The organism is Mycobacterium sp. pV006, assembly GCF_041287115.1.
Classification (GTDB): Bacteria; Actinomycetota; Actinomycetes; order Mycobacteriales; family Mycobacteriaceae; genus Mycobacterium.
The window spans coordinates 1-19,656 of the sequence record NZ_JBGGKT010000029.1 but is presented as its reverse complement, the minus strand read 5'-3'; the positions used below and the strand labels follow the sequence as shown (position 1 = coordinate 19,656).

At 64.3% G+C, this 19,656-nt stretch carries 16 protein-coding genes, 1 tRNA gene and 4 pseudogenes; 7 read left to right on the top strand and 14 right to left on the bottom strand.

Annotated elements, in window-relative coordinates; translation table 11 throughout:
• Positions 1-62 precede the first annotated feature (62 nt).
• Positions 63-1,043, bottom strand: a pseudogene (locus tag ACAG25_RS24215) (chloride channel protein); the annotation flags it as partial.
• A gap of 221 nt (positions 1,044-1,264) precedes the next feature.
• Here ACAG25_RS24215 and ACAG25_RS24210 point away from each other — a divergent pair.
• The 4 genes and pseudogenes from ACAG25_RS24210 (at position 1,265) to ACAG25_RS24195 (ending at position 5,424) form a co-directional block, all read left to right on the top strand.
• Positions 1,265-2,104, top strand: coding sequence for a class I SAM-dependent methyltransferase (locus ACAG25_RS24210; RefSeq protein ID WP_370491005.1), 840 nt, complete (start codon positions 1,265-1,267; stop codon positions 2,102-2,104).
• A 333-nt stretch (positions 2,105-2,437) separates the two neighbouring features.
• Entirely contained in the window at positions 2,438-3,262 is an 825-nt protein-coding gene (locus ACAG25_RS24205; protein ID WP_370491004.1) for a hypothetical protein, read from the top strand.
• A gap of 663 nt (positions 3,263-3,925) precedes the next feature.
• Positions 3,926-4,933: a YihY/virulence factor BrkB family protein gene (locus ACAG25_RS24200; protein WP_370491003.1), complete on the top strand. Its 1,008-nt coding sequence runs from the start codon at positions 3,926-3,928 to the stop codon at positions 4,931-4,933.
• 29 nt (positions 4,934-4,962) lie between these two features.
• Positions 4,963-5,424, top strand: a pseudogene (locus ACAG25_RS24195) (nuclear transport factor 2 family protein).
• 7 nt (positions 5,425-5,431) lie between these two features.
• Here ACAG25_RS24195 and ACAG25_RS24190 read toward each other — a convergent pair.
• Both ACAG25_RS24190 and ACAG25_RS24185 read right to left on the bottom strand, forming a co-directional pair.
• On the bottom strand, positions 5,432-6,658 hold the full coding sequence (locus tag ACAG25_RS24190) for an oxygenase MpaB family protein (protein WP_370491002.1): 1,227 nt from the start codon (positions 6,656-6,658) through the stop codon (positions 5,432-5,434).
• A gap of 187 nt (positions 6,659-6,845) precedes the next feature.
• On the bottom strand, positions 6,846-8,168 hold the full coding sequence (locus ACAG25_RS24185) for a PE-PPE domain-containing protein (RefSeq protein WP_370491001.1): 1,323 nt from the start codon (positions 8,166-8,168) through the stop codon (positions 6,846-6,848).
• A gap of 667 nt (positions 8,169-8,835) precedes the next feature.
• Between ACAG25_RS24185 and ACAG25_RS24180 the strand changes: the two genes are divergently transcribed.
• Positions 8,836-9,195 carry a hypothetical protein gene (locus ACAG25_RS24180; RefSeq protein WP_370491000.1) on the top strand — a complete coding sequence of 120 codons (360 nt, stop codon included), beginning with the start codon at positions 8,836-8,838 and terminating at the stop codon, positions 9,193-9,195.
• On the opposite strand, the gene ACAG25_RS24175 is transcribed toward ACAG25_RS24180, so the two are convergent.
• The 9 genes and pseudogenes from ACAG25_RS24175 to ACAG25_RS24135 form a co-directional block, all read right to left on the bottom strand.
• A complete protein-coding gene (locus ACAG25_RS24175) occupies positions 9,196-9,585 on the bottom strand; it encodes a hypothetical protein (RefSeq protein WP_370490999.1) in 390 nt (129 codons plus the stop codon).
• Complete coding sequence (locus tag ACAG25_RS24170; RefSeq protein ID WP_370490998.1) at positions 9,582-10,313, bottom strand: hypothetical protein; 732 nt, start codon at positions 10,311-10,313, stop codon at positions 9,582-9,584. The genes ACAG25_RS24175 and ACAG25_RS24170 overlap by 4 nt, the downstream gene beginning before the upstream one ends.
• A gap of 163 nt (positions 10,314-10,476) precedes the next feature.
• Positions 10,477-10,740: pseudogene (locus ACAG25_RS24165) on the bottom strand (VOC family protein); the annotation flags it as partial.
• A 20-nt stretch (positions 10,741-10,760) separates the two neighbouring features.
• Positions 10,761-11,642, bottom strand: coding sequence for a cytochrome c biogenesis CcdA family protein (locus tag ACAG25_RS24160; protein ID WP_370490997.1), 882 nt, complete (start codon positions 11,640-11,642; stop codon positions 10,761-10,763).
• Between the two features lie 12 nt (positions 11,643-11,654).
• Complete coding sequence (locus ACAG25_RS24155) at positions 11,655-12,161, bottom strand: protein disulfide oxidoreductase (protein ID WP_370490996.1); 507 nt, start codon at positions 12,159-12,161, stop codon at positions 11,655-11,657.
• A 104-nt stretch (positions 12,162-12,265) separates the two neighbouring features.
• Complete coding sequence (locus tag ACAG25_RS24150) at positions 12,266-13,918, bottom strand: acyl-CoA synthetase (RefSeq protein ID WP_370490995.1); 1,653 nt, start codon at positions 13,916-13,918, stop codon at positions 12,266-12,268.
• A gap of 80 nt (positions 13,919-13,998) precedes the next feature.
• Positions 13,999-14,616: a YdcF family protein gene (locus tag ACAG25_RS24145; RefSeq protein ID WP_370490994.1), complete on the bottom strand. Its 618-nt coding sequence runs from the start codon at positions 14,614-14,616 to the stop codon at positions 13,999-14,001.
• A 150-nt stretch (positions 14,617-14,766) separates the two neighbouring features.
• A tRNA-Leu gene (locus ACAG25_RS24140) sits at positions 14,767-14,840 on the bottom strand.
• Between the two features lie 20 nt (positions 14,841-14,860).
• Positions 14,861-16,072, bottom strand: a complete 1,212-nt coding sequence (locus tag ACAG25_RS24135) for a tyrosine-type recombinase/integrase (RefSeq protein WP_370490993.1) — start codon at positions 16,070-16,072, stop codon at positions 14,861-14,863.
• A gap of 202 nt (positions 16,073-16,274) precedes the next feature.
• On the opposite strand from ACAG25_RS24135, the gene ACAG25_RS24130 reads away from it, so the two are divergent.
• Entirely contained in the window at positions 16,275-16,472 is a 198-nt protein-coding gene (locus ACAG25_RS24130) for an AlpA family transcriptional regulator (protein ID WP_011856752.1), read from the top strand.
• A 187-nt stretch (positions 16,473-16,659) separates the two neighbouring features.
• The gene (locus ACAG25_RS24125; protein WP_234814104.1) at positions 16,660-18,183 is read left to right on the top strand and encodes an ATP-binding protein; all 1,524 of its coding nucleotides are present in this window, start codon (positions 16,660-16,662) and stop codon (positions 18,181-18,183) included.
• A 130-nt stretch (positions 18,184-18,313) separates the two neighbouring features.
• Here the strand turns inward: ACAG25_RS24125 and ACAG25_RS24120 are convergent, their stop codons facing one another.
• Both ACAG25_RS24120 and ACAG25_RS24115 read right to left on the bottom strand, forming a co-directional pair.
• The gene (locus ACAG25_RS24120; RefSeq protein ID WP_156448508.1) at positions 18,314-18,454 is read right to left on the bottom strand and encodes a hypothetical protein; all 141 of its coding nucleotides are present in this window, start codon (positions 18,452-18,454) and stop codon (positions 18,314-18,316) included.
• Between the two features lie 893 nt (positions 18,455-19,347).
• A pseudogene (locus ACAG25_RS24115) lies at positions 19,348-19,656 on the bottom strand (hypothetical protein); the annotation flags it as partial.

Genomic DNA, 19,656 nt, shown 5'->3' with positions numbered 1-19,656 from the left:
CCGCCCTCAGACGGCGATCAGCAAGCCGGAACGGAGGTCGCCTGAAACACGCCGATCCACAGGTATTGACAATTCCTCGCGACGAAGCGCACCAGCAGATAGCCGACCAGAACCGGCAGCACGAAGCTGTGACCGCTCAAGATGAGCTGGGTCAATGTGTCTCCGCCGCCCACACCGAGGGGAAGTACGAACAACACCAGGCCGATGACGGCGCCGATCACGGTCGCCTTGGCGACGGTCGGGATCCGGCGTAGTCCGGCGACACGGTCGACGGCCCAAACCACCGCCGAGTTGTACGCGGCCGCGAGGACGCCGGCGAGCAGACCGAAGACGACGAACAACGGCAGCCACGAAATCGTCGGGGTCGCAATCGGAACTACGTCGAAGTCCGGGTGATCACCCAGCAACAGCCGAGAGCATCCCACGGCCGTAGCGGCGGCGAAGATCGTCGCGAGCACCGTTTGGACGCGGAATGACTTCGTCACCTCCTCCATAGTGAACAGCGCTCCTGCGATCGGCGCGTTGAATGCGACGGCCAGACCCGCGCCTCCCAGCGCCGTCTGCATCATTCTGATCTCAGGGTCGGGCAGACGTGCGCGCCTGGCCGCTTCCGCTCCGAGGGCGGCGCCCATGTGCACCGTCGGCCCCTCGCGGCCCAGCACGAGTCCCGATCCGATCGACAGCACTCCACCGAAGAAGCGCGCGGGCAGGAGGCGGATGCGTGGCAGGCGGGCGTCCCCGCGGAAGACCGCTTCGACGTGCTGGATACCGCTTCCGGCGGCAAGGGGTTCCCACCGCACGATCGCCGCAGCCAGCGTGGCGCCTGCGGCCGCGGCGGCGACCGGGAGCAGGAAGGAAGGTCCGGGCATCTGGTGAGCCCAGTCGACGAAGTCGATGCGCATGCGGTCGGCTATCTGTAAACACCACCGGAAGGCCCCGCCGACGAAGCCGATGACAGCGCCCGCGGCCGTCGCGGTCAGACAGATCAGGACCGAGACGCGCACAGACGGCGGAAGACCGCCCGGTTCCGGCGGCGCCGTCATGATGCGGGCAACCGTTCTCCTCCGTCGCGCGGAAATTCGCGGACTTCAGTGTGGCAGACCGCGAGCGCTCCGCTCGCATGATTCGTCTCCAGCTGAGCCCACTCAGTTGGCAATGATTTTCAACAACGCTTCTCCTGGACTACGCTGACTGCACGCACGCCGATGCCATTTCGCATGCAGCCCAACGACATCGGCGCTCCCGAGCGGCGAGAGGTACCGTCTTGAACATCCCACCCACCCAGAATCCCGATACCGGTTCACAGGAAACATGCGCACGCATCGGACATGGCAGCGCCGAGGTGTCCGCGTTGTTCACGTGGATCGAGAAGTTGCACAGCAACAAACGGTGGGGCAGCTTCCTCGATGCCGGTACAGGAGTGAAATCGCTGGAGTGGATCCTCACCCTGCCGACCGAACGCTGGACTGCGATTACCGCGTCGCAGAGTATGGCCGACACGAGCCGCGAGTCGCTGGGTGAACGCCTGCGCGCACAGGACCGTTTATTGGTCGGCAACTGGACCAACGACACCCTGCTCACCGGAGAAGCGTTCGACACCGTTCTGGTGGACTACCTCGTGGGTGCCATCGAGGGATTCGCCCCGTACTGGCAGGACCGCGTATTCGAACGCCTGCGCCCGTTGGTCCGGGAGGACGGGCGGCTTTACGTCATCGGCTTGGAGCCCTATGTTCAGTTCACGCCTGAAACCGCAAGTGGCAGAACGATCTGGGAGATAGGTCGGGTGCGGGATGCGTGTCTGCTGCTCGCCGGAGAACGGCCCTATCGCGAATACCCGCTCGATTGGATGTTGCGTAAACTCGGACTCGCCGGCTTCCGGGTGATCGATACTCGGCGCTTCCCCATCCGCTACCGTGCGCCATACATCCACAGCCAGCTCGACATGTGCCTGAATCGTCTTCAGCGCTTCGGCAGTGAAGATCTCGGCGTGGCCATGCGGGGGTATGTCGAGGATCTGCGAACACGAGCGCTTGCCCTCGACGAGCAGGAGGGCGGGCTCCGTCACGGCTTCGACTATGTCATCGCCGTCGAACCGATGTCCTAAGGCATCCCATGGCCCGGTGATGACGGCCGCGGTCGACGATCACTTCCCTCGCGTACGCCTGCCCTTTGATCCATCGACGGTCGCCGCCAAGGCCGCTGCAAGCCAGCGCCTTCCGAGGATCAGAGCGCAGAGTGCGGCAATCAAACCGGTCCACACCAGCGGGGCAGTCCACGCCGTGGCCTTACTCGTTGGGACCACGGCGAGATGCTCTGTCTTTTCATAGGCGGCCCGGGTTCCATGGCCGTGGTCGTGATTGTGTTCGTGCGAATGGTCGTGGTCGTGAGCACCGTGGTCGTGGTCGTGACCGCCTGAGGCGTGGTCATGGGAGTGTCCGTGCGCGCCGTGGTCATGCGAGTGTCCGTGCGCGCCGTGGCCGAGGCCGTGGCCGTGGTCGTGGGCGTGGCCGTGGCCGTGGCCGTGGCCATCGTGGGCGTGGCCGTGACCATCATGGGCGTGGGGGTGAGACATACCCGCCAGCGCGAAGTGCTTGTGGTCGTGATCGTGCGAATGGTCGTGGCCCATCACGGCTTCAGCGCCCTGATGCGAATGGCCGTGGTCATGGCCGGCACCGCCGTGGCTGTGGCCGTGGTCGGCACCGCCGTGGCTGTGGCCGTGGCCGTGGTCGGCACCGCCGTGGCTGTGGCCGTGGCCGTGGTCGGCACCGCCGTGGCTGTGGCCGTGGTCGGCACCGTCGTGGCTGTGGCCGTGGTCATGGCCGGCACCGCCGTGGCTGTGGCCGTGGTCATGGTCGCCAACCCTTATGTAACCCTGGCCGCCGCCGCGTGGGCGGGGACCGTCGCCACGTTCCCCATGACCGTGGTCATGGTCATGGTCATGGTCATGGTCATGACTGTGGTCGTGGTCGTGGTCGTGGTGGTGATCGCCGTCGTGGCCATTGCCGCCACCGTGATCGTGGTCATGGCCATTGCCGCCACCGTGATCATGACTGTGATCGTGATCGTGATGATTGTTGCGGCCGCGCTCGTGGTGCGCCTCAGAGGCGTTGCGCCAAGCAACCTGTCGGCCGGACGAAGTCTCGACACCTCCGTCGTCGTGGGCGTCATTACGAACCGGAACAGGATCGCGAGCGACCGGGCGGTGATCACGGTTGCTTCCTCTGCCATCCTCGAGGCGGGCGGGGGTGCCGCGCGCCATTGACCTTTCGTTGGCGCCGCGCTCGAGGTCGCGGCCACGCTCGGAGCGACCCCGCTCACCAGTGCCGCGTCGGGCACTTTCGTCACGACTGGAGTCCCCACCGGATCCGCGCGTGGTGCTTGTCCGACCACTCGAGCCGGAGCCGCGAGTGCTGCGGTCTGCTGGCCTTTGAGGCAGCAATGGACGGTGATAGCTCGCAAGGCTGATTTCGGCGTCACTTACGACTCGGCTGCGCGACGCGGCGGTCATCGACTCGAGTGCATGGCAATCGTAAGAAGTGCTGTCGACCCCATACGCACCGACCAACACCACGACCGACGCAGCTGATGAGACCGTCCACAACCAGCCCTCGCGCACGCTTCTGACCCCGATTCTTCCTAGACACGACTACGGCGGCAGCTTAATGACAATGACAATCATTATCAATACTTTGCTATGGCTATGCCGCCGCGACGCCGAGGCAAGCGCAGGACCTTGCGTAATCCGCTGAGCACCCGGAGCTTTGGATCACGGCCATGTGCCGCGCCCTGGCAGCTAACTCACTGGTGAACTGGCGTTGCGGCCGACGGGCGCGCTGAGCTTCATCGAGACGTTCCGGGAATGGGTGTATTGCAATTCCGCGAGAGTGCGTGAGCTCGTGATGGCGGGTCTCCTAGTCTAGATGCGATGGCACCGCACGATGTGGGGCGCAGTTCGTGGTCTCGGCTGTCGACATCTGCCGCTGCGGTCCGCGACGCGGCGCGCCGACGCTTACAGGCCCGGTTTGCGAGTCTCCCGCGAACCGTTCAGCAGGGCTGCCGCCTGGTTCACCGCACGGCCCGCGCAGCGCTCGACGATCGGGTGCCCGGACTGGCGGCCGAGGCCGCGCTCTTCACGTTGATCTCGTTACCTGCGCTGTTACTGGCCATCGTCGGTTCCCTCGGCTTCGTGGCGGCGGCGTTAAGCCCTGAGGGCACCGACCGCCTGCGCGCGGCAGTTCTCGAGATTCCGAGATCGCTCCTGGCGGACCCGACCTACGCGTCGTATGAGCACACGGTGGATGTCGTGCTGAACCAGACACGCGGCGGGGTGGTGTCTTTCGGCGTCGTGTTGAGCATCTGGACTGGTTCGCGGGCGGTGAACCGGTATCTGGAAACGATCACGATCGCCTACGGCGTCGACCCGAGGGTCGGCTGGCGCCAACGGCTGCTGGCGTTGGGACTGACGCTCGGGCTTTTGCTCGGTGCGTTGTCGGTGTTGCCGCCGCTGGTGTTCGGCCCGCAGCTCCTGGATTGGCTGCTACCCGACGCGGCCGCCGATGCGACGCTGCGCGCCCTCGAGCTCTCGTTCTGGCCTGCCGTCGTGACAGTGGTGCTCGTGGGATTGACCACGCTCTACCACGTCGGCGTTCCGTGGCGTACCCCATGGCGCCGCGACGTACCGGGAGCGTTGCTGGCGATGGCTTTGTGGCTCTTGGCTTCTGCAGCATTACGCACCTACCTGACGTTGAGCATCCAGACCGACGCGGTATTCGCCATACTCGCCGTGCCGATTGCGGTGGTGTTGTGGCTCTACATCACCGCTTTCGCAGTGCTGCTGGGCGCGGAATTCAACGCCGAGATCGAGAAGATGTGGCCGCACAAGGAGCATCCCTGGCGGCTTCGACGCGTCTTAAGCCGCCGCACTAACGTGTAGAAACAGGTTCTCGCAGAGGAGCAAACCCAATGACCGAGACACGACCACCCCTGCCTCCGTTCACCCTGGAGACGGCACTGCAGAAGGTCCAGGCGGCCGAGGACGCGTGGAACACGCGCGACCCCCATCGGGTGAGCCTGGCGTACACACCAGATTCGCAGTGGCGCAACCGCGATCAGCAGTTCGTCGGGCGCGAGCAGATCGTTGCGTTCCTGACCGCCAAATAGGAACGCGAACTCGACTACGCGTTACGCAAGAGCCTCTGGACGTTCGACGGAAACCGCATCGCGGTCCGATTCCAGTACGAAAGCCGCGACGTCAACGGCCAGTGGTGGCGCAGCTACGGCAACGAGCTGTGGGAGTTCACAGACGAAGGTCTGATGTCACGCCGTGAGGCGAGCATCAACGACGTCGCCATCGACGAATCGGAACGCCGGATCTTCGGCCCGCGCCAGGAATCGGAGCACGGACAGGACATCCCGCTCTGGTGAGCGGACGTCAGGCGACGACCTTGCTGACGTGCGCGGCGGACTCCCCGATGGTGGCGGATGCGTCGTCACCGATCATGGTGCGCAACAACTTCGCGTGCTCACGCTGACCGCGCTGGTCGGCCCGTTCGATCCCTCCGGGGAGACCGAGCGCCGCGGCGCTGCGCACGAGGTTCAACGGAAGCCGCAGCAGCAGGTACCAGGGCAGCGAGTACGACGGTAACCCCAGCTGCTGCACCGCACGGGGACCGAGGAACGTACTCGTGATCGACAGGTGCTGCGCACGGGCCAGGCGTCGACGCAGGCCCGGCAACGTGTCGTAGTGCCACGCCAACGGATCTTCGACCATCGGCGCGGCCAGTTGCTTGCTGGATTCGTCGGGGGCGGCCAACGCGGTCAACGTGTGCGCCAGCACACGAACGCTGTCTCGGAAGCTTCTGGGCAGCCACTGGTCCTCGACCCCGATCAACCAACCGGCGTACCGCGTGAGGTGCGCAACCGCGCGATACTCGTTGGGCGACAGGACAACCCCCATACCGATCGCGCCGACCGCCGGCGCCACCAGTGCACCGACCAGCGTCGCGGCCATATCGGTCTGGTTGACCGGCAGCCCCCATTCCTCGGCGCGCCAGTCAGGCATCGCCGCGACGTGCCGACGCACGAACGAGTGGATCAGCCGCACCCTGATGGTCGACTGGTACCCCACACCGAGTGGTTCGAGCCCGCCTTCGGAGATGACGTCCATGGCCCACTGCATGGTCTCGGCGAACCGTTTGTTCGAACCCTTCTCCAATGCGCCGGTCCGCAGCAGTGTCTTGTTGAACCCCGAGAACTGGTATCCACCGAGCAGTGAGACATCGCGCGCGACGTACATGCCGTCGGCGCCACCGCGGCGCAGCGCGCGCTGTCCGATGCGCAACAGATCCATGTCCACCCAATCCGGTGGCGTCTCTACGGATTCGAAGAACTCACGCAGCGGCGCCGGGGCGTCGGGGACGCTGTCGATGCCGTCGGCGAGGGCCTTCTCGAACAGCGGACGCGTCTGCTCGGAGCCCGTGGTGACCATCCACTCGACCAGACGGTCCATCGGCGCGTCACCGGCGGTGAGCCGTTCCCCGAGGACTTGCCACTGCCGGGGATTCGGGTTCCGGATCGCGAAAGCCGTCGCGATCGCGCGGACGCCGGCCGGGATCGGTCGTGGGCGGTCGGGGTGCCGCGTCGGGATGGACACGCTCACGACGGCTCCTCCTCGAGTCGATTCTGACAACGCATGTAGTCATAATGCTAGGCGGGTCCGCGCGCCGGTGTCAACGAGGGCCCAGCGGTCATCGAAGCGATCCCCAGACGCCACGAAACCCCGGCGGATGCCGGGGTTTCGGGCGCGGGTGGTGACTTCTCGGGTCGCCTCAGAGATATCTGGGGGATTACTCCGTGGAGTCCTTCGAGTCAGACGACCCGACACTCTGGGACGAGGCGCTCTCCGACACTGCGGAGCTCTCGTCGCTGCTGACATTGTCGCTGCCGGCCCGGTCGCTGCTGGAGGTGTCAGCCTTGGACTCGGCGGCGTCTGCAGCCTTGGCCTCCTCGGCCTCAGCCTTGACGATCTCCTTGACCTCGGACTTCACGTCCTCGACCTCGTTGCTCGCCTCTTCGACCTCCTCGGAGACCTTGACCTCGACCTCTTCGGACACCTTGGCGCTGGAGCGCTTGGAGCTGACGGCCTTCTTCTCGACCGTGACGCTATCGTCGTCGCTCTCGGCGACATCGGCGACGACCGGGGCGGCGGACTTCTCCGTCACCGGCGCGGCGGCCTCGGTGGACACCAGCGTGCTGGACACCGAGGCGGGCACCTCGCTGATCTCAGCGGTCTTGCGCGCTGCGGCGACCTTGTCGTCGTTGCGGCTGTAGCCCTTGTCGATCCGCGCCTTCAGCTCCGCCTCGCGGGGCTTGAGCGACGGGATCAGCAGAACCAGCGGCAGAGTCTTGGCGGGGACCAGGTAATGCGTGGTGATGCCGCCGTGCTCGTTGACCTCTCGCGTGATGTTCGCCTCCGGCACCTTCGACAGGTCGGCCATGGCGGACGGGATGTGCATGACGATGGCGCCGGCGACGGCGTTCATCAGCGCCAGGAAGTTCCACCACCGGTCCGGGAAGTCGGCCATGCCGTCGTACTCACCGGTGACCACCACGGTGTTGTACGGGGTGTTGGCCGCCGGCTGGTAGGTGTAGTCGAAGCGCGAGTTGTACTTGACGCGGTTGATGATCTTCTGCCGGCTCGAGTCGGCGATCAGCACGAACTCGATGTGCTCCTTGGACGGTGCATTGGCGTCGACGGAGAGTTCGCGAAGGACCTCGTCGACGACCAGTGAGCCACCGGACAGCCCGACGACGGTGACCTTCTCGCCGTTGAGGACGTTGCCGTTCTCGTCGCGGGTGAGGTTCTCCAGAGCCGCCTTGATCGCGGCCTTCATGTTCTCGGCGCCCTCGTTGACCGACGCACCGAGGGTCTTGCCCTTGGTGAACGGTGCGGCCTGGGCCGGCCACTGGACGTTGATGCGTTCCTGGCCCCAGAAGGCGCCGCCGAGAACCGGTGCCATCAACAGATCGGGCATGGTCGGCTGTCCGATTCCGCCGATGATCAGTGCCGTGCTGGCGGCTCCGCCGCCTGTAGCGGTGCCGAGTGCGACGGCGACCGAAGCTACTGTCGCTCCCGCGACCATCCCTGCTTTGCGCATGGTGCTACCCATGATGATTCCCCCAGATGAGTGGTGATCTCGTGTGCCGATCCGTTCGGCGTGAGACCAAGATTAGGGGGGCTCAGTGTCTTCTGCTAGCAAAATAATTATAGTTCTCTTAAATCTGTTTTTAGCGAACCGGTCAGACATTGCCTAACTTGATTGCTGCCGTCCAATAACGCGGCGCCAACGCCCGCGACCGACGAGCATCCATCGTAGAAAATGCCAGTTCAAATGCATCAATAGTCACATAAGACACTTTCATCACTTTCGAATCGTGGCCCTACCGAGATCTGTTCGGTATTGCCAACTCACGCATACAGCTAAAATTATGATGTGCGTAACTTCGATTTGACAGATTCTGTCGCAAACTATGGTTAACTGGGCTTCACAATGCATGGAGATGACATTTTGGAAACGGTCGCCGGTCGCCTCAGCGCTGGCGTTGAGCTTGGGAAAGCGCAGGGACATCTCTCATGCAGCAAACATGGAGCGTCCACCGCTCCGCATCCTGAGGCGGGCGTGGCGCGTGAACTGCCCCGGGCACGTCGGTCGACGCGCGAAGGGGTAGACCTTGGCCTGTTACCCCGGATCTTGGCGGTCTAACACCAGAGGGCAGAGAATTTTTTTCGGGTGATGCCTTCAAGGCCGGTTTGCGCAGGCAGGTTAGGTTGAAGCCATGATTGTCACCGGCGCTCTGCTCGCCGAGTCCGCGTCGGTCGTCGACAACAAACTCAACGTGGTCGGTGGCGTGATTTCTTCATGCTGGGCCGGTCCGCAGAGGGTGATCGAACCGACGTTGGTCGTCTTGATCCAGCCCGAGCCCTACGACCGGGCCGCGACGATCGATGTCCGCTTGACGACTCCCACCGGCGAGACGTCAGACGAACAGTTCGAGGTACCGGAGTCCAGCCTGGGCGGCGAGATCGGATTCGCGTTCTACCCGCTGCGCCTGCGCGTCCCCGTCAACGGCCGGTATCTGTTGTCGGTGTCGGCACGAGGCGGGTTCGTCAGCCTTCCGATCAACGTGTTCGACTGACTACCAGCGCTCAAAACCGGCGGCACGCAGTGCTTGTGACGATCCGTCCACCAACTTGACGCGGTCACCGATGTCGACGGTGACCACCACGTCGTCCTCCTGTGGCTCTACGAAGGGCATGGCCAGCAGACCGTGGAAGTCTCCGTCGTCGACGAAGGTGTGCGCGCGGGCGAACAGAGGGTGGACGTCGAAGACACGCACGCGGAGTTTCTCCTGATCGATCCTGCCGAGTTCGCGTCCGGACTCCGGGTCGGTGACCACCCGCGCGGCGCCGCCGTAGACGGCGAAGATCATGCCTGACACCACGCCGGCCTCGGCGCCACGGTTGATCACGAGCGTGTAGTCGTCCTCGATCAGGGCGACCTGCCCGCTGACTGTCTGACCACTCATGAGGCCGCCAGCGAATTATCCTCTGCGATAGCCGGTTTCGTTGCTCCGACCTGGATTCGCGGACGGAGCCGATAGGCGTCGACGTGGATCGGGGTGTCCCCCGGCGCGTCGTCGTCGCCTTGCTCGGTACCGAGCGTCAGATCGACGGCCGTCCTCGCCTGGAAGAGCGCGATGACGGCCTGTTGATGACGGTCGGTGCCCAGGGCGTTCAGGGCGAGCGTGAGTTTCTTGTCCACGTAGATCATCGAGCGAGCGAGGTCGGACGTCGGCGCGATCGGCGCTTCGGCGTCGCCGGTCGCCGCGGCAGACGGTTGCGTGAACCAGCGGTGGCCGAGCGCGCCCAGGGTGATCGCTGCGATCGGAACCAGCACCACCGCGCAGAACACACCGGCGGTGCCGGCGAGTGCGACCGTGCCCGCGATGCCGGTGAGAAGAAGGGCGGCTACGGCGACCATCAGTTGCAGTGCGGCAGGGATCGCGGCGAAGGCCCGTCCGATCTGAACGGCCACCCCACCGACGTACCTGGCGATCACCACGATCGCGGTACCCAGTGCAGTAGCCGCCTTGCCGACGGCGCCCACGACCGTCCGGCTCATCTGCTCCACCTGTTGCCGGTCCATCGGCGCTTTCGGCAGGGACCAGGTTCGGGTCCGGGCGGGTGTCGGTCGGACCTCGCTGGGGCCGGCCTCCGGTTCGTCGACCACGGCGGCAGCAGCCTCAGTAGTCACACCAGCATCAGAAACCACACCAGTATCTTGCCGGGTTACTGGTCCGGTTCGATGAGGCGCGCCGAGGCTGCGCGCCACTCCACCCGCGAGCTTCGCAGGGATTGCAGCACGCAGTTTGGGGTCATTCGCCTCCCACGGGCCCGGATCCGTCACCGGATGTGGATCACACCTCTTGCGAAAGCTCCGCCAACTGCGTGAGTCGCACGCTGTTACCCGAGGGATCCCGGAATCCACAGTCGATGCCGTACGGCATCTCGTGCGGCTCCTCGGTGAACTCGACACCGCGTGCCTTGAGTTTCTCGTAGCTGGCGCGGCAGTCCTCGGTCGCAAGGAAAATCGTCCCGGCAAAACCCTTGGCGGTCAGGTCGAGCACCTGCTTCCTGGTCGCCTGATCCATGACCGGCTCGCCGGGAACGGCCATCAGCACGGCGCGCGATGCGCGGGCTGTTATTCGGCCGTCGCGGTCGGGTTGGTGTGGACGGATCGGCTCCGGCTCCTGATGCGTACCACCCACACCCCCACCGCGAGGGCCGACACCGCGAGCAGGATCAGCCAGGGCCACGGCCCGTTGCTGTGCACCCAACCGGCTACGGCACCCTGCACCCGGACCGCGACGCCGATCACCGGGTCATCGGGATTGCCGGCGGCCGTGAACAACTGGACCTCGTAGTAGCCGTAGTAGGCCACGTACAGTCCGACGACCGTCAGCACCGCACCGCCGATGCGGTTGACATACGGAAGCAGTGCTCTGATTCGCCCGGCCATCGAGGCGCCGGTGAGGGCGACTGCGACGGCGAGTGCTCCCACCACCAACGCGAATCCACCCGCGTAGGCCAGGTAAACCCAGAGTTGCCCGGATCCGGCGCTCAAGCCGGCCCCGGTGACGGCGAGGAACGGGCCCACGGTGCACGACAGCGAGGCCAGTGCGTAGGCGATGCCGTACCCGAACATCGACGACAACGCTGTTGTCGGGGCCGATGCCGTGCGCGACAACCGGGCGGGGATGAACACCGTCAGCTCGCGTCCGAGGAGCAGCCAGATACCAAGCAGCACAAGGATGATGCCCACGCCGATCGTGACGTACGGCGCATAGCGACTCAGCGTGGCTGCCACCGAGACGGTGAGTATCCCGAACGTCCCGAACACCGTGAGGAACCCGGCGGTCATGACCACCGTCGCGATCAGGGCCCGCCCCGCCGTCGCGGGTCCGTGGTCACCGCTGCCCCGCACCACGAGCGCGAGGTATCCCGGCAACATCACGAAACCGCAAGGGTTCAGCGCCGCCACCAGCCCGGCGGCGAACGCCAGGCCGATCAGATTCTGTTGCACGCTGCCCGCGGCTCAGCCGGTGAGCGCGGCGACCCGCTGCTGCAGTTCCTGTTCCGGCATGGCCGCGGTCGGGTTGTTCACGAACGTCGAGGTGCCGTCGGCGCGGAAGAACACGTAGGCGGGCTGCCACGGGACATTGAATCGCGCCCAGATGCTGCCGTCGGCGTCATTGAGGTTGGTGAAGTTCAGGTTGTATTTCGAGACGAAGTTCTGCATCGCGGCGACGTCCGAGCGTGCCGCGACGCCGACGAAGGTCACCGACGGGTTGGCCGCAGCGACCTTGCTGACCGACTCCGCCTCGGCGTTGCAGAACGGGCACCAGGGCGTCCAGAACCACAACACGGCGGGCTTGCCTTCCAGTGACGCCCCGTTGAACGGTGCACCACTGAGCGTCACGCCGGTGAAATCGAGGCGTTCATCGGCGAGCGCTGTCGGCGGACTGGCCAACCCCAGCGCCAGGAACGCCACAGCGAGGGCGGCGAGAACAGATCTGCGGAGACGGGAAATGTGACCGGACATGATGGCTCCTCCACGCGCAGGCCCACGCGATGCGCGCGCATACGGAATGGCCCATTTCGTCGAGACCCAATCACGCTGCGGATGACGAATACATGACTCGCGTCTTAGGACGGGGCGTCCATCTCGACGAGCACCCGCCGCAGCAGCTTCCCGGTCGCGTTGCGCGGCAGCTCGTCGACGAAGACCACGTCGCGCGGAACCTTGTGGCGGGCCAGGTTCTCCTTGACGTGGCGCTTGATCGCCTCGGGGTCTTTCTCGGCGCCGGGTTCGGCAACGATGAAGGCGCGCAACCGCTTTCCGAACTCGACGTCGTCCACGCCGACCACCGCGACCTCGGCCACATCGGGGCGGGCCTCCAGCAGGTTCTCGACCTCCTGGGGGTAGACGTTCTCCCCGCCGGAGACGATCATGTCGTCGTCGCGGCCGTCGACGAACAGCAGGCCGTCGTCGTTGAAGTGCCCCATGTCGCCGCTGGACATGAAGCCGTCGATGATCTGCTTTCGCCGGCCGTCGGTGTAGCCGGAGAACGGGGCGCCGTTGCGGACGAAGATGCGGCCGCGCCGGTTGCGGCCCTCGATGCGCTGGTCGTTCTCGTCGAAGAGGACGACCTCGCAGGTGACCGGTGGGCGGCCCGCGGTTCCAGGTGCGGCGCGCAGTTCGGCCGGGGTCGCGATGCTGGCGACGGCGCACTCGGTGGAGCCGTACATGTTGTAGAGGACATCGCCGAAGGTGTCCTGCACCCGGTTGGACAGGTCCGGGCTCAGCGCCGACCCGGCGATCAGGATCGTTTTCAACGACGAGGTGTCGTACTTGGCGATGATCGCGGGGTCCAGCTCGACCATGCGGTGCAGCATCGTCGGGACGGCGACCAGCATGTCGGCTTTGTGGGTGGCGATGAGCTCCAGCGTCTTCTCGGCGTTGAACCGGCGGTTGGTCACGATCTTGTTACCCAGTGCGGCGCCGACGGTGTAGGTGGCCCAGCCCGTGCTGTGGAAGATCGGTGACACGATCACCATGGTTCCCTTGCGCGGGAACGGAACTCGGTCGACGAACTGTGCCGTAGCCAGCGGTGACACCGCATCGCGCGGCGCGCCCTTGGGAAGGCCAGTGGTACCGCTGGTCAGGATCACCGATCCACCCGCCTTGGCCGGCGGCGGCAGCGGCTGCGTCGGGTTCGAGGCGACGATGTCGTCGAGCGTCGGGACGCCGGCCGGCACCTCGGTGCCGTCGTCAACCCAGGTCAGCACTCGCGGCATATCGGCTGGCAGCGCGTCGAGCAGCCCGAGGAACTCACTGTCGTGCAGGACGACGGCGACGCCCTCACGCTGGCACACCTCGGCGAACTGCGGCTTGGCGAAGCCGGTGTTCATCAGCACCATCCGCGCGCCGACCTTGCCGCACGCAGCCATCGTGACGGCCAGGCCGCGGTGGTCGCGGCAGAGCACCCCGACGACCGAGCCCGGGGAGACCCCCAGTCCGCGCAGACCGTGTGCCAACCCCCAGGACTGATCGTCGACCTGCTGGTAGCTCAATGTGCCGCGCTCGTCGGTGATCGCGGGCAGCGAGCCGTACTTGCGGGCACCGAGGATCGCCATCGTGGCTTGCGGGCCGTAGGAGCGGGACAGCTTCGCCGCCTGGGCCGATGACTTGAGGTCACCGAGATCGATGATGCCGCTGTCGATCAGGCGCTTCAGCGCTCGCGCCGACTCGGACACCAGCTGCAGTTTCTGCCGAACGCCACGCAGCGCGTCAGTCATCGGGAAAGGCCTCCTCGCCTCGTCGTGTTGGAACGAACGTAACAACCCTCGGTCCCCCATTGTCGCGGATCCGCGACGACTCACTGGCGGGTCAGGGGGTAGTGCGCGCTGTGGTAGACCTCGCGCAGCAGCATCGGGATCTGGGTGTGGACGCTGCGGTAGCGGCTGGTGGGGGTCGGCGACGGGTGCGCGTCGATGCCCAGGTCGGTGGCGATGCGCAGGGCGCGGCGCATGTGCAGCGGATCGCTGACGATCAGGATGCGCTCGGCATCGTGGTCGGTGAGGATCGGCAGCGCGTAGGCGAGGTTCTGCCGGGTGGTACGCGATTGCGTTTCGACCAGGAGACGGTCCGGCGGGAGTCCTTGTTCGACGAGCCACGTGCGGCCGGCCTCTGCTTCGGTGAGGCCGTCACCGTGTCCGACGCCTCCGGTCAGGACGATCCACTGGACCTGGCCGGAGTCGAGCAGTGCGGCCGCGTGTCGCAGCCGCTCCTCGAACACCGGGGACGGTGTATCGCCGTCGACGGCAGCTCCCAGCACGACCGCCGCATCCGCCGGCTCCGAGTCGGATTGCCCGGCGACGACGAGGATTTGGATGGCCAGGCTCAGGACACCTACGAGGAAGATCGCGAAGACGATCGCGAGTCGCCGGCAGGCTCTGACGATCCGTTTGCGTCGGAGCGGTCCGACGGGGTGCACGGTGTCAGGCTACTGCGGACAGCGTCTGGGCCATCTCACGTCGCGTGGACAGGACGCAGAGCATCCGCGCCCGCAGTATCGCGGCATGAAGCGATCTGTCAATGGTCTCCCGATTCCGAGCGCATGATCGTATAGACGACACACAAACGGTGCCCCCAGTCGGACTCGAACCGACACTTGGCGGATTTTAAGTCCGCTGCCTCTGCCAATTGGGCTATGGGGGCTTTGCAGTTCAGAGCGTAATCTAGGCCCTTTCCGTCCCGTCACGATGCTCTGAATACCGCAGTGATACCGCAGTCCTATCGATAGCCTTCCCCAGGGCGTCCGCCACACCGCTCAAATCGTCATTGAGAAGATGGCCGTAGCGGTCGAGCGTCATCGCGGCGGTCGCGTGCCCAAGCAGTCTCTGCACGACCTTGACGTTAGCGCCTGCACTGATCGCCAGTGACGCCGTGGTGTGTCTCAGCCCGTGCGGTACCAGCCCGTCGATGCCGATATCAGCACACGCGTTGTCGAACGCCCAGCGGTATTCGCCGAGTGGAAGGAACCCGCCCTTTCGGCTGGGAAAGACCAGCGCGTTGGGGTCGGCGGGCAGCTCGGCCTTGAGCTTTTTCCAAACCGGTTCGGGCACAGGCACGTGACGATCCCGCTTCGTCTTAGTCGTTGACTCCACGATGCCCTTACCGGTGACGGCTGTTGCGGACGAGCGCACCGTCAGCATCCGATCCCCCACATGCCGGCGGCGCAACGCAACGGCTTCGCCGAACCTCAGTCCGCAGTACCCGAGAACGAGCGTCAGCGTCTCGAACCGATCAGCAGCCTTCGCCAGCATTAGGAGCTCGGCATGGGTCAGATAGCGCCGCTCACGCTCGCCTTGCTCGGGAAGATCTTCGTCCCGCTTGATCTCGAACGCGACGTTCTTCGCCACCTTGCCAGTCCGTTGGGCGTACTTCAGGACAGCGCCTACCAGCTGATGAGCTTGGGTGATCCGACTTGCCGACAGGCCGGTTCCGCGTTGCCCGCCGTCGACTGACAGCGCCCCTAGCCACGTTGAATATGATTCATAGTCAATCCTTTTCAGCTGAACACTTTCCCACTTCGGCAGCACCACAGTGTCGAGCAACGAGCGATATCCGGCAACGGTTTTCGGCTTGCGGTGCTGTTTGGTGGCGAACCACTGCTCGGCCACCGATCCGAAAGTCTCCGCACTCTTCCGCGGATCGACATACTCGCCGCGCTGCACATCGGCGGTCAGCCCATTTAGGTAGGCCTGCGCATCCGGCTTACGCTGGAAACTCTTGGTGCGCTCGGCTCCACTGGCGTCAACCCACCTGACACGCCATCGCGACACCTTGCCATATACCGCAGACCGCTCAGTGCGCATCGCGCCGTCCGGCGCCTTGACTCGTTTGTGCCAGCGGTCGTCAATTCCCGCTCGCTCGTTTCGAGTCGTCATACGCTGAAAGTACCGCAGTACTCCGCTCCCCCCATCCGCTTCGTTGTCTGGAGGCCGGACTATGAGCCCGCCGAAGACGTCACGACCCCCGAGACGTTGAAAAACTCTTCTTCAAGCGAATGTGGCTGTGGTCGTGGACAGACCGTCAAGTAACCAGTCACTGTTGGCTCAGGCGAACCGACCATAGCTGAGGAGGAATTTGATGGATCTGCTAGGAGCAAAGGAAGTTTCGGACATTACTGGAGTTCCGATGGGAACGCTGAGGTACTGGCGGCATTCGAATATTGGGCCGGCGAGTTTCACCTTGGGACGCCGAGTCGTTTATCGGAGGGCCGAGGTATTGCGCTGGATATCGGAGCGAGAGAGCGCAACCCGCCGCGGAGGCGGCGACGCCGCTTAGTGCCTGCGCACGAAAAAGACCTCGGGGACTAGCCGAGGCCTTCGTTCGAACCACCCGATCACGCCACACGGAAGTTCCTCATGAGACTAGCGCAGCATGCCCATAAGCGACAGCACCACGGGCAGGAAACCCCTTGAGCGGCAGGGGGGAGGGGGACAAGAAGTCAGTCGCGGCACGCTTAGTCGATATGGCCCGGGAACGCTATGTTCTCGGAGTCTCCAAGGACGGCGAACCATTTGGCGCCGAACGCAGTCGACCCCACCTCGCGATACTCCTGCGTGGTGGGAGGGCTGGCCTACGGGCAGATCTCGCCGCTCGCTACTTCACCGAGACCGGTGCGGTCGCCGGGGGCCAAGCACTTACCGACGCCACACTGATTTTGGAAGGTCTGGCGGCCACGCAGGCACCCGACAAGTTGAACCTACGCGTTGCCGACCACCACGGGACGATCTACATCGACACCGGAGATCCAAACGGTCAAGTAATCAAAGTCTGCGACGGAAGGTGGTCGATGGCTCCCACTGCGCCGGTGCGGTTCCTCCGAAATACGAAGCTGACGGGGGCGATGCCGGCACCAAGCTCCCGCGGGGATGTGACGAAGCTCTGGGAGTTCGTCAATGTCGCCGTTGAGGACCGCCCAGTTCTTCTCGCGTTCCTAGTAGCTGCTTTGGTTCAGTGCGACGTCCCGCATCCGGTACTAGCCCTGTTTGGCGAGCAAGGTAGCGCTAAAACGACATCGACACGGAGCTTGGTCGAACTCATCGATCCTTCGCCCGCCCCCTTTCGTCAGGCGCCGCGGGACGCGGACTCATGGGCGGTTGCCGCGTCTGGATCGTGGGTCGTTGCTCTGGACAACCTGTCGGCCATCCCGCCGTGGCTGTCGGACTCGTTATGCCGCGCTGCGACAGGCGACGCCATGGTGAAACGGTCTCTATACACCGATGCCGATCTGGCTGTCATCAAGTTTCGTCGATGCGTGATTATTAACGGAATCGACGTCGGCGCCATCCGACCCGATCTGGCAGAGCGGCTAGCGATAGTCGAGCTGCGACGCATCGACCCCAGAATGCGACAGTCAGAGGCCGAGATGCGACAGCGGTGGGAAACAGCTCTACCAGGTATTTTTGGCGGACTACTTGACTTGGCTGCCTCCGTTCACCATCGGTTGGAGACCATCAAAGTTGAGGACTCGCCCAGGATGGCGGACTTCTGTCGCACGCTGGCGGCCGTGGACGAGATCTTGTCGACTAATGGCGTACGCCGGTACATGTCGCGCGCCAATCAGTTGTCTGAGGACAGTTTGTCCGTCGACCCGTTTATCGAACAGCTTCGCTCGCGGACATTAGAACCTGCTGTTGGTCAATCCGGCAGTGATTTGCTGATGCTACTCACACCGGTCAACGACGACTGGCAACGACCGAGGGACTGGCCGAAGAACGGTCGCGACGTTTCTGGGCTGCTGCGTAGGCACGCACCCGCTCTACGCAACCTCGGATGGGTGATCGAAGATGATGGCGCGCGCAACCGCAGGAACGTACTGCTGTGGACAATCTATCCGCCGTACAAAGATGTTGTGGCTCAGCGAGCCTCGCAACCCTCGCGTCTCTCGCTTACGCAAATCAGCGAGAACGCGAACTTCGACCGGAGTCAGCAGAAAGTTTTGAATGCCGACGCGAAGGCTGGCGAGGGTCGCACGGCGGCAGCGTCGTGACCGTGCGCTGTGGTGCAGGGAATCAGGTGCCCAGATAGTTGATCGCATACCGTTTTATCCGGTCTGATGATGCGTCAATACCGGCGAAGCGTCGACGTGTGGCAGCTCGCCTCGGTGGGTCGGCTGGGTCCTAGAGCTCATCCTGAATCGGCAACAGCAGGGCGATGGCGTGACCATCCTCCGCCCGGATTTCGAATGAATCCCCCCGTTCGACGCTCAAGAGCACTTCGTCGAAGTTCTCTAGGAGGTCCTGCATTGCAATGATCTTCACGATTGGTCCAAGAGTATGAGTTCACCGGTTACATGCCCGAGAGCAGTGAAGCACCGTGAGGCCAAAGACTGCCGCAGGCGCCACTCTCGCATTCGGCCTTGTATCAGCTGGCGGAGCAGGTCAGGGCGTGGGAGGGCTCCAAACTTCCTTGACTGCTCTGCAATCCGCGACAGCTTGCGGGTCTACGACCTCGATGTCGCGAAGCACGGAATCACAATCACCCAAGGAGCACCCATGATCGGTCAGTGCCTTCATCCAACTCACCAGCACGGTCATTGAACGAGTTCCATCCTCGGAAGATCCGGTAGCCCACGCACGACCAAACGTGGCGGCCGCACTGTCGAGAAACGCTCTGTGCACCACCCGATATGCTTTGTCGAACTCCGATCGAGCCATCCAACCGTACGCAACTAGTTGCGGCACACCGATTTCGCGTTCGATGACGCTTGGGCTCGCAAGGCGAAGGGCAGCGCTCCACTGTTCACGAGCGGTAGCCGGGTATCCGTGTGGCGAAGTGGGCTGAAGCATCAGCAGGTACCGACCGCCTTCCGAGTAATCGGCCCGTCGCCAATCTGGGTCTCGCCCGGGCACCGCTATAGCCGGGGGCGCATGCAGGGTCGTGCGGTCCCAGGTCGGCGGCGGAGGCTGTAGCGAAGCAATTGCGCACACTCTTTTTAGTGCTGAGCTGAGCTGTCTCAGCCTGTTCGCGTAGTCCAGCAGGGGATAACTCTTTAGTGAGGTGTAGTTGCCGCACAGCTCAACCCCAGTTTGAACGTGGAACTCGCGCGTCCAGGCACATGCTTGATCGACGACGTTCGCCAGATACGTATGCTGCCGCGCGAGCTCGGCGCGCCAAGCTTCGCCATCTACCTCCTGAGGCAGCGAATCCATTGTCAGGATGAACCGCCTGCAGCGTCGAAAATTGCAGTGATCCAGCCGGTTCCCCGACTGTCGAGGTAGGCATGTGCTGCGGCGTAGATCATGTCTTCCAGCGGCAGGTCCGCCTGCATTGCCCCACAGTTGTCGTCAGCTATCCACCCCAGGACCACCTCAAGCGCCCGGCAAATAAGCCATTGCCCCCTGTACTCTGCACAGACGGTGTCAGTGCGTTCATCTTCCCAACTGTTGACCGTCTCTCTGTGTGACGACCACGGCGGTGGTGTTCGGCATTGATCCTGACGATGATCGATGCCAGTAACGAT

Coding starts and splice junctions, on each gene's coding strand:
- ACAG25_RS24200 (WP_370491003.1), top strand. CDS start 3,926: ATGGCACCGCACGATGTGGGGCGCAGTTCGTGGTCTCGGCTGTCGACA.
- ACAG25_RS24155 (WP_370490996.1), bottom strand. CDS start 12,161: ATGTCCGGTCACATTTCCCGTCTCCGCAGATCTGTTCTCGCCGCCCTC.
- ACAG25_RS24130 (WP_011856752.1), top strand. CDS start 16,275: ATGGATCTGCTAGGAGCAAAGGAAGTTTCGGACATTACTGGAGTTCCG.
- ACAG25_RS24185 (WP_370491001.1), bottom strand. CDS start 8,168: ATGGGTAGCACCATGCGCAAAGCAGGGATGGTCGCGGGAGCGACAGTA.
- ACAG25_RS24125 (WP_234814104.1), top strand. CDS start 16,660: ATGGCCCGGGAACGCTATGTTCTCGGAGTCTCCAAGGACGGCGAACCA.
- ACAG25_RS24135 (WP_370490993.1), bottom strand. CDS start 16,072: ATGACGACTCGAAACGAGCGAGCGGGAATTGACGACCGCTGGCACAAA.
- ACAG25_RS24150 (WP_370490995.1), bottom strand. CDS start 13,918: ATGACTGACGCGCTGCGTGGCGTTCGGCAGAAACTGCAGCTGGTGTCC.
- ACAG25_RS24175 (WP_370490999.1), bottom strand. CDS start 9,585: ATGAGTGGTCAGACAGTCAGCGGGCAGGTCGCCCTGATCGAGGACGAC.
- ACAG25_RS24180 (WP_370491000.1), top strand. CDS start 8,836: ATGATTGTCACCGGCGCTCTGCTCGCCGAGTCCGCGTCGGTCGTCGAC.